We start from the raw sequence: 8,283 nt of genomic DNA, 5'->3' as shown, positions 1-8,283 counted from the left end.
AAACGCACATAAGATTTGTGTCTCGTCTCCCGTCGTTTCTGGCCCGCCGTGCTTTCCCGCGTCCCCCACCCCCGCCACGATTGCCCCCCTTCTCCCGCCGCCCGCACCACGGGTGGGCCGGCCGGCCGGCACGACGACGAGTACGCGCAGGCAGCCGCCTGGCTGGCCCGGGTCCGCGCCGGCCAGCTGGACTGAGCCAGCCCGGATTGAGCCGCCCGGACCGAACCAGCCGGACCGAGCCGCCCGGACTGAGATCGGACTACTGGGGCATCTGGCCGGCGCCGCGCACCGGCGGCTCCTCGGACGGCTGGACGATCACAAATCCCTGGCCGGCGAAGCTCATCGTGAACGCCTCCCCGGTGCGCCGGCCCAGCAGCGTACCGATGCCCAACTGCTCGGCCCGGTGGTAGCCGGTCTGCAGGCCGGCCGACCAGCAGACGGCGGCCTGCGGGTCGACGTAGGTCGGCTGGTCGACGGAGAGCACGACCGGGGTGCCCTTGGTGGTGATGGCGAGCCGGCCCTGCCCGGTGAAGACACAGTTGAACAGGCCAGCGGAGGAGGCGAAGCCCATCCCCTGAACCATCCGGATGTCGTACTGCAGCGTGGAGTCGAAGGCCAGCACGCTGGAGCCGTTGATGGACAGCGCGTCGCCCGGCTCCAGGTCGATCAGGTGCACGTCGGCGGCCTCGTTGGCGAGGAACACGTCACCCTGGCCGGTCAGCTTCATCAGCGGTACGCCTTCGCCGGTGAGCTTCTGCTTGATGAAGTTGCCGAGACCGCCGGAGCCGAGTGCCTGGAACTGCACGTGGCCCTGGTAGGCGACCATCGAACCGGTCCGGGCCATCGCCTCGCCGTTGAGCTCGATCTTCAGCAGTTTGGAGTTCTGCAGCCGCAGCCCGGGCTGGGCGGACTCCTTCTCCAGGTGATCGGCGGAGAACAGGGCACTGCGCATGGGTTCCTCCTGGTCAGGTTGATCGACCGAAGGGTAGGTAACCCGCGCAACCGCACGTCATCGCCCGGCCGGACCATCCTTGGTCAACCCCAGCCCAGGTCGTGTAGCCGTTCGTCGTCGATGCCGAAATGATGGGCGATCTCGTGCACCACGGTGATCGCGATCTCGTCGACCACGTCGGCCTCGGTCGCGCAGATCCGCAGGATCGGGTGCCGGAAGATGAGAATCCGGTCCGGCAGTACGCCGGCGTAGTCCCAGCCCCGACTGGTGAGCGCGTGTCCCTCGTACAGACCGAGCAGCTCCGGCTCGCCCGGCGGGGTGTCGTCCTCGACCAGGATCACCACGTTGCTCATCAGCCGCAGCAGCTCCGCCGGTACCTCGTCCAGCGCCTCCCCGACCAGCTCCTCGAAGCGCTCGCGGCTCATGTCGACCGGCATCGGTCCATTCTGCCGCACGACCGGCCGCCGGGGACGATCCTGGGCTTGTCCAGGTATCGACGACCGTGCGATCGGTCGACGGGTCGGACAGGCCCAGGATCGTCAGGGTGGCGTCGTTGGCGAGCGGTCAGACGGAGAGACTGGCGTTCAAGGTGATCTCGGCACCCGGCGACAGCAGACGGGAGATCGGGCAGTTCGCCTTCGCCGCCTCGGCCAGCTTCTGGAAGGTCTCCGGATCGACGCCGGGCACCTCGCCCACCGTCTCCAGGTCGATCCGGGTGACGGTCATCCCGGCGTCTGTCTTGTCCAGGTGCACACTTGCGGTGGTCTGCACCGACGTCGGGGTGAACCCGGCGTCCGCCAGACCCTTCGAGAACGCCATCGAGAAGCAGCCAGCGTGGGCGGCGCCGATCAGCTCCTCGGGGTTGGTGCCCTCGCCCTCCTCGAAGCGGGACCGGAACGAGTAGTTCCCTTCGTACCCGCCCTTCCCGGTGCGGATAGTGCCAGAACCCTCGGTCAGATTGCCCTGCCAGCGGGCAGATGCGGTACGGATAGGCATGGGCATGACGCTAGCTCACCTCGATGCCCGACGCGACGATGCCCGTGCAAGGTCACCGAGGAGGCTAGGACCCGATGCCCGACGACAGCCGCCGCAGCGCGGAACCCGCCCTGCCCCGCCCGCAGACCGACCAGCCGGCGGTGATCGAGCTCGGCGGCGACGCCACCCCGCCGGCCGACGGCCCGGGTCCTGGGTCCGGCAGGTGGACCGCCATCGGTGAGCGGCTGTCCGGCGCGACCGCAGCCACCGCCTCGACCGTCGACCGGGCCCGCGCCGCTGCCGGAACCCGGTTCGGCCCGGCTGGCCGCGGCAAGCTGCCGATCCTGCTGCTCGCCGCCGTCGGGGTGCTCGCCGCTGCCGGTTCGCTCGGCGGTGAGTGGCTGGCGTTCGAGATCCCCGGGGTCGACGTCGGAACCGGCAGTCCCTACGCCGCCGCTGTGCGGCTCGCCGACCTCGGCACTTTCGGCACCGGGTACCTGCTCGGCCTGCTGGCGTTGCTGGTCTGTGCGGCACTGACGCTGTTCGGCTCCCACCGCAACCGCCCCGACACCCGGATCGCCGGGCTGACCATCGGCGCCGGGCTGGTCGCGCTGCTGGTCACGGTGATGCTGAACAGCGACGAGCTGATCAGGTCGTCGCTGCAGGTTCCCACCGAGATGGAGGTGCTGGTCAGCCGTGGTACGGCGGTGACCGCCGGCCTGGTCGGTGTCGGCGCGCTGCTGCTGGCGCTGTACCTGGCCGGGCGGACCACGGCCGGCCGTGGCGGCACCACTGGGAGTGGCGGTGCCGCCATCGACGGCGGCGTCGAACCTGGTCGGGTGCCTGAGGAAAGCGGGCAACCGACGACCGACGATCCGGCGCCCGCCCCGACCGACCTGCCGTGGCGTCGGCCACTCAACGACGGCCCGGAGCCGGGCGGGGGTGCACCCGCCGATCTGACGGTTGGGCCGACCGCACCGTTCGTCCGGCCGGACAACCCGCCGCATCAGACACCCCGCTGGTGAGGACGTCCCGCTGGTGAGCCGGCCGAAAACCTGCGCGCGGGCCGATACGGCGGGCCGGTATCGTTGACTCCCGTGATCGATCTCCGACTGCTCCGTGACGACCCGGACCTCTTCCGTGCCAGCCAGCGTGCCCGCGGCGAGTCCGAGTCCCGGGTGGACGATCTGATCGCCGCCGACGAGACCCGCCGCGCGGCGGTGCAGGCCTTCGAGGCGCTGCGCGCCGAGCAGAAGCAGCTCGGCAAGCGACTGCCCCGGGCGGACCCGGCCGAGAAGGCCGAGCTGCTGACCCGTACCAAGGAGTTGTCGGCCCAGGTGAAGGCGGCCGAGGCTGCCGCCACCGAGGCTGAGCAGGCGCTGCGCCGGGCGCAGTTGGCCTTCCCCAACCTGATCGAGGCCGGCGCGCCGGCCGGCGGCGAGGACGACTACGTCGTCCTGCGGGAGGTCGGTGAGCGCCCCGACATCGACAATCCCCGCGACCACCTGGCGCTCGGTGAGGCGCTCGGCGCGATCGACGTCGAACGTGGCGCGAAGGTCTCCGGCAGCCGCTTCTACTACCTGACCGGCGTCGGCGCGCTGCTGCAGCTCGGTCTGCTGCAGCTGGCCATCGCCCAGGCCGTCGAGTACGGCCTCACCCCGACGATCACCCCGGTGCTGGTCAAGCCGGAGTCGATGGAAGGCACCGGCTTCCTCGGCGAGCACGCCAGCGAGATCTACCGGCTGGAAGCCGACGACCTGTACCTGGTCGGCACCAGCGAGGTGCCGCTGGCGGCGTACCACTCGAACGAGATCCTGACCCTGGACGGCCCGACGCGCTACGCCGGCTGGTCGTCGTGCTTTCGGCGGGAAGCCGGCTCGTACGGCCGGGACGTGCGCGGCATCCTGCGGGTGCACCAGTTCGACAAGGTGGAGATGTTTTCCTTCTGCCCGCCGGAGCAGGCGCACGAGGAGCACCTGCGGCTGCTCGCCTGGGAAGAGGAGATGCTGGCGAAGGTGGAGATCCCGTACCGGGTGATCGACGTCGCCGCCGGTGACCTCGGCACCAGCGCAGCCCGCAAGTACGACTGCGAGGCGTGGGTGCCGTCGCAGGGCCGCTACCGCGAGGTCACCTCCACGTCGAACTGCACCACCTTCCAGGCCCGCCGGCTGAACATCCGCTACCGCGACGCCGACGGCCGCACCCAGCCGGTGGCCACCCTCAACGGTACGCTCGCCACGACCCGGTGGCTGATCCCGATCCTGGAGAACCACCAGCAGCCGGACGGCTCGGTACGGGTACCGAAAGCGCTGCAGCCGTACCTCGGCGGCCGAGACGTCCTCGAACCCCTGGCCACCGCCTGAACACCGTGCAGGTGCCGTTCCGGCCGTTGCCGGTCGACCAGTCCGACGTCCGCTACCTGCACGGCCCCGACTCGCTACGCCAGCCCGGCGTGCCGGCCGGCCGGACCATCGAGTTCGACTGGGCGGACAGCGCCGTCTACCCGGGTACGTTCCGGAAGTTCTGGGTGCACCTGCCGGCGCGGTACGACCCGTCGCGCCCGGCTGCCCTGTTGGTGTTCCAGGACGGCTGGTGGAACCTGGACCCGGCCGGCGAGGTCCGTGGCAGCATCGTCCTGGACAACCTGATCCACTACGGCGACCTCCCGCCCACGGTCGGCCTCTTCGTCGACCCCGGAGCTCTGCCTGACGATGGTGCTGGCGTTGACGGTGCTGGTCCTGGCGCTGGCGGCGGTGGGCGCAGGCAGCGCAACGTCGAGTACGACGTTTTCGACGACCGCTACGCCAACCTGCTGTTGAACGAGATCGTCCCGCAGGTGACGGAGCGCTTTCCGATCACCGATGACCCGGAGCAGTGGGGGATCTGTGGCATCAGCAGCGGCGGGAACTGTGCCTTTACCGCTGCCTGGCTGCGCCCGGACAGGTTCCGCCGGGTGCTCTGCTGCCTGTCCAGCTTCGTCCAGATGCCCGGCGGCAACCCCTACCCCGAGCTCATCAGGGACACCCCGGGCAAGCCGTTGCGGATCTTCCTGCAGGCCGGGCACCGTGACCTGAATTGGAACGAGCCGGAGGACAACTGGCTCGCCAGCAACCTGCGCGTCGCGGCCGCGCTGGCGGAAGCGGGGTACGACTTCCGGCTCGTGCTCGGCGACGGCGGCCACCACCCGAACCACAGCGGCGTGCTGCTGCCGGACGCCCTGCGCTGGCTGTGGCGGGTCGATCCATGATCAGGTGAGGCTGACGCACGTTATTCTCGCGTTTGACGTGCGTCAGCCTCACCTCGACGCGTTCTCAGCTGACTTCGCCCTACTTAGGTTCAGCCACGAACACGCCGACGCCTCCCGACGGTCACCCGGCGCGGCGGCGGCCCGGACTCCGGCGAGGTCGCCGCCTTCCTCGAACGGGATCGCCCACGACCTCGGCACTCTGTACGCCGGACTCGACCGCACCTACGAACAGAACGACCGGATCAAGGACACGCTGCGCCGCTGGCAGTCCAGCCGGGCCACCGCAGCTGGCTCGTGAACGCGCCTGCGGAGAGGAAGTGCACGTCGGCCGCACACCCGGTCGTCGGCGCGCCTTCGCCGACTGGACACCTGGGCGTTACCTGAATCTCATTCGGAGTGCACGCACACCATCCACCCTGGGTAGCCGCAGTCAGGTGCCCCACCTCGGCGAGGTGGCAAAAGGCAGGTCAGAGCAGGCCGGTCGGGTATCATGACGCATTGCGAAGCGGGAAGCACACCCCCGCCAATGTCGCTCCACGACCTCGGAGACTCGCATGACGGTGACGAGCCGGTTCGCACGGCCAGGAACGAGTGTTTGGCCGGTGACCGAGCCGAACGGCGAGGTCAGCCGTGGCAATTCCGGCCAGCCCCTCGACGTGACTATCGTACTTCCCTGCTACAACGAGCAAGACCACGTAATCCGGGAGATCGAACGGATCACAGATGCGATGGACAACAGTGGCTACGAGTACGAGCTGCTGGCCATCGACGACGCTTCCACCGACCATACCCTGCAGGTTCTGCAGGAAGCCCAGACGCGATTCCCGCATCTTCGGCTGATGCCGTTCCACCGCAACGGCGGCTCCGGCACCGCACGTCGGATCGGCAGCCAGCAGGCCCGTGGCGAGATCGTCGTATGGACCGACGCGGACATGACGTACCCCAACGAGCGGATCCCCGAACTGGTCCAGATGCTCGAAAAGGAACCCGCCATCGACCAGGTGGTCGGTGCCCGGACCAGCGAACAGGGCACGCACAAGGTGCTGCGGGTCCCGGCGAAGTGGCTCATCCGCAAGGTGGCGGAAGGATTGACCGGAACGTCGATTCCAGACCTCAACTCCGGTCTACGGGCGTTCCGGCGGCAGGTTGCCCTGCCGTATCTGCGTCTGCTGCCCCCCGGCTTCTCCTGCGTCACCACCATCACCATGGCGTTCCTGCACAACCAGCACGAGGTCCGGTACCTGCCGATCGACTACGCCAAGCGCTCCGGCTCGTCGAAGTTCCACTTCGTCAAGGACGCCTACCGCTACATCCTGCAGGTCCTACGGATGGTGATGTACTTCAACCCGCTCAAGGTGCTGATGCCGCCGGCCCTGTGGCTGCTCGCCCTCGGTATCGGCAAGGTGATCTACGACGTCGTGGCCAACCCGGTCAGGATCGCGACGAACACCATCATGATCGTGATGACCGCGCTGATCATCGGGGCGGTGGCGCTACTCGCCGACCTCATCGTGCGATCGCGGTCCGACGGATGACCTCGCCCGGTTCCAGTGCGGCCGACCAACTTGCCCACCCCGGTGAGCAGCCCCGGAACGGTTCCGACAAGCATCCGCCGGAGCAGTTGACCGGCCGGTCCGGTAGCCCGACGGAACCGGGCCCGGCCCCCACCGAGGGGGGAGCCACGGTCAAGCGGGTCGATCGGTGGGGTTGGTTCGGCGTCGCCGCGATCACCGCTGTGGTGGCGGCGACCTGGATACCGCAGCTGGCGCTGCCGTTCGGCGACAACCACGTTGGGCGGATCTTCGCCCGGCACGGGCTGCACCTGCGCAATCTGCAGGAAAAGGGCCTGGTTGGCTCGTCGTTCAGCGCCGACTGGTCGCCGTACAGCGACCAGGCGTACGCACATCATCCGCCGCTGCTGAACATGCTCGACGCCACCTTCGGTCTGTTGCCGGGTAGTGGCGCGTACGAGATCCTGATCGGCCCGTTCCTGCTTGGCCTCCTGGTGGTGCCGGCCGCTGCGGCACTGCTCCGGGCATTTGCGATTGCCTGGATCCCCACCCTTGTCGCGGTCGGGACGATGGCGGCGACCGGATTCTTCTGGTTGTACAGCCCGCTGATGTTCGACATGGGGCTGATCCTGGCCATGTCCGCCACCATCGTTGCACTACGCAAGCGTGCCGATCCGCCGCGTTGGCTGGTGGTCTGTGCCTGTGTCACCGCGTTGCTCGCGACCCTGGCGTCCTGGCCAGGGATCGGCCTGGCGGCGGTTCTCGGCCTGTGGTTGTTTGCCGCCCGCCGGCTGGACCGGGTGACCGTCGCGGTCGGAGCCAGCATGGTGCTCGGCGTCCTGGTCAGCCTCGCCTTCATCGTCGGGGTCAGCGGTATGGAGGACCTGACCAGCCAGACCGAGTTCCGTACGGCTGGTGGGGGGTTCACCGCCCGACAGTTCCTGGTCCGCCAGCGCGACTACGCGACCGAGCTGCTGCCCACCTGGTACCTGGTGATTTTCCCGATCGCCGCCGTCGCCGGTCTGTTCGTCCGGCGGACCCGGTTCTACCTGCTGGTCACGCTCGCCTTCGTCGGGGCGTGGGTGATCGGGCTGAACAACGGGTCGTTCATCCACGACTACTGGGCCTACCCGGTGCTCATTCCCGGTGTGGTCGCGATGGGCGCCCTGTTCGATCTCATCGTGCGGCGTGTTCCGACGCTGGTGTCGGCGAGCGCCGGTATCGCGGCCGGGGTCGGCCTGTCGGTCGCCTTCGGGGCGATAGCTCTGGGGCCGACGGCCCGGGACTACGTCTACGAGCCAGCTGACGCCGGCCGGCTGGTCGACGCCTACGCCCCTGGTCCCCAGCAGCAGCGTGCCTGGGTGATGAACATCAGCACCCCCCGGTGGGTCGCCTACTACTGGGATCTGCCACCGGCGGTGATGAGTCCCGACGTGCTGTCGCAGGCACAACCGGATGATCTGATCCTCTTCCGCACCGACCTGCGTCAAGGATGGGTGCCGGAGTCGGTGCCGGTGGTCGACACCGAGGGCCGGTACGGCCTCTTGCGGGTCGCGGACATCCGATCGGCGCTGCCGGCCGTCGACTGATCCGACAGA

Annotated in this window: 10 protein-coding genes; 7 read left to right on the top strand and 3 right to left on the bottom strand. The window is 68.9% G+C overall.

The features are described 5' to 3' along the window. Window positions 1–48: 48 nt before the first annotated feature. Window positions 49–195, top strand: coding sequence for a hypothetical protein (locus ACXAHD_RS18820; protein ID WP_475052050.1), 147 nt, complete (start codon window positions 49–51; stop codon window positions 193–195). A 64-nt stretch (window positions 196–259) separates the two neighbouring features. On the opposite strand, the gene ACXAHD_RS18815 is transcribed toward ACXAHD_RS18820, so the two are convergent. The 3 genes from ACXAHD_RS18815 to ACXAHD_RS18805 all read right to left on the bottom strand — a co-directional run bounded on the left by ACXAHD_RS18815 (window position 260) and on the right by ACXAHD_RS18805 (window position 1,948). After that, window positions 260–952 carry an AIM24 family protein gene (locus ACXAHD_RS18815; RefSeq protein WP_281552251.1) on the bottom strand — a complete coding sequence of 231 codons (693 nt, stop codon included), beginning with the start codon at window positions 950–952 and terminating at the stop codon, window positions 260–262. Window positions 953–1,035: 83 nt separating this feature from the next. Continuing rightward, window positions 1,036–1,389, bottom strand: a complete 354-nt coding sequence (locus tag ACXAHD_RS18810; protein WP_281552250.1) for a metallopeptidase family protein — start codon at window positions 1,387–1,389, stop codon at window positions 1,036–1,038. 127 nt (window positions 1,390–1,516) lie between these two features. Then, window positions 1,517–1,948 carry an OsmC family protein gene (locus tag ACXAHD_RS18805; RefSeq protein ID WP_123606752.1) on the bottom strand — a complete coding sequence of 144 codons (432 nt, stop codon included), beginning with the start codon at window positions 1,946–1,948 and terminating at the stop codon, window positions 1,517–1,519. A 74-nt stretch (window positions 1,949–2,022) separates the two neighbouring features. Between ACXAHD_RS18805 and ACXAHD_RS18800 the strand changes: the two genes are divergently transcribed. From ACXAHD_RS18800 to ACXAHD_RS18775, 6 genes are all read left to right on the top strand, one after another. Then, window positions 2,023–2,952: a hypothetical protein gene (locus ACXAHD_RS18800; RefSeq protein WP_289211685.1), complete on the top strand. Its 930-nt coding sequence runs from the start codon at window positions 2,023–2,025 to the stop codon at window positions 2,950–2,952. A gap of 72 nt (window positions 2,953–3,024) precedes the next feature. Then, window positions 3,025–4,290, top strand: coding sequence for a serine--tRNA ligase (serS, locus tag ACXAHD_RS18795; RefSeq protein ID WP_475052046.1), 1,266 nt, complete (start codon window positions 3,025–3,027; stop codon window positions 4,288–4,290). After that, on the top strand, window positions 4,287–5,174 hold the full coding sequence (locus ACXAHD_RS18790) for an alpha/beta hydrolase (RefSeq protein WP_281555760.1): 888 nt from the start codon (window positions 4,287–4,289) through the stop codon (window positions 5,172–5,174). The genes serS and ACXAHD_RS18790 overlap by 4 nt, the downstream gene beginning before the upstream one ends. Window positions 5,175–5,211: 37 nt before the next feature. Next, window positions 5,212–5,472, top strand: a complete 261-nt coding sequence (locus ACXAHD_RS18785) for a hypothetical protein (protein WP_475052043.1) — start codon at window positions 5,212–5,214, stop codon at window positions 5,470–5,472. 358 nt (window positions 5,473–5,830) lie between these two features. Continuing rightward, the gene (locus ACXAHD_RS18780; protein ID WP_281552246.1) at window positions 5,831–6,709 is read left to right on the top strand and encodes a glycosyltransferase family 2 protein; all 879 of its coding nucleotides are present in this window, start codon (window positions 5,831–5,833) and stop codon (window positions 6,707–6,709) included. Further along, complete coding sequence (locus ACXAHD_RS18775; RefSeq protein ID WP_475052041.1) at window positions 6,706–8,274, top strand: hypothetical protein; 1,569 nt, start codon at window positions 6,706–6,708, stop codon at window positions 8,272–8,274. Before ACXAHD_RS18780 ends, ACXAHD_RS18775 begins: the two co-directional genes overlap by 4 nt. Window positions 8,275–8,283: the final 9 nt, after the last annotated feature.

This window comes from Micromonospora sp. ABR4_055, assembly GCF_056160425.1.
This window is presented reverse-complemented; position numbering and strand designations above follow the sequence as displayed.

Excerpts from the sequence above, each read along its gene's own strand:
- ACXAHD_RS18815 (WP_281552251.1), bottom strand. The coding sequence starts at position 952 with ATGCGCAGTGCCCTGTTCTCCGCCGATCACCTGGAGAAGGAGTCCGCC.
- ACXAHD_RS18810 (WP_281552250.1), bottom strand. The coding sequence starts at position 1,389 with ATGCCGGTCGACATGAGCCGCGAGCGCTTCGAGGAGCTGGTCGGGGAG.
- ACXAHD_RS18805 (WP_123606752.1), bottom strand. The coding sequence starts at position 1,948 with ATGCCTATCCGTACCGCATCTGCCCGCTGGCAGGGCAATCTGACCGAG.
- ACXAHD_RS18800 (WP_289211685.1), top strand. The coding sequence starts at position 2,023 with ATGCCCGACGACAGCCGCCGCAGCGCGGAACCCGCCCTGCCCCGCCCG.
- ACXAHD_RS18775 (WP_475052041.1), top strand. The coding sequence starts at position 6,706 with ATGACCTCGCCCGGTTCCAGTGCGGCCGACCAACTTGCCCACCCCGGT.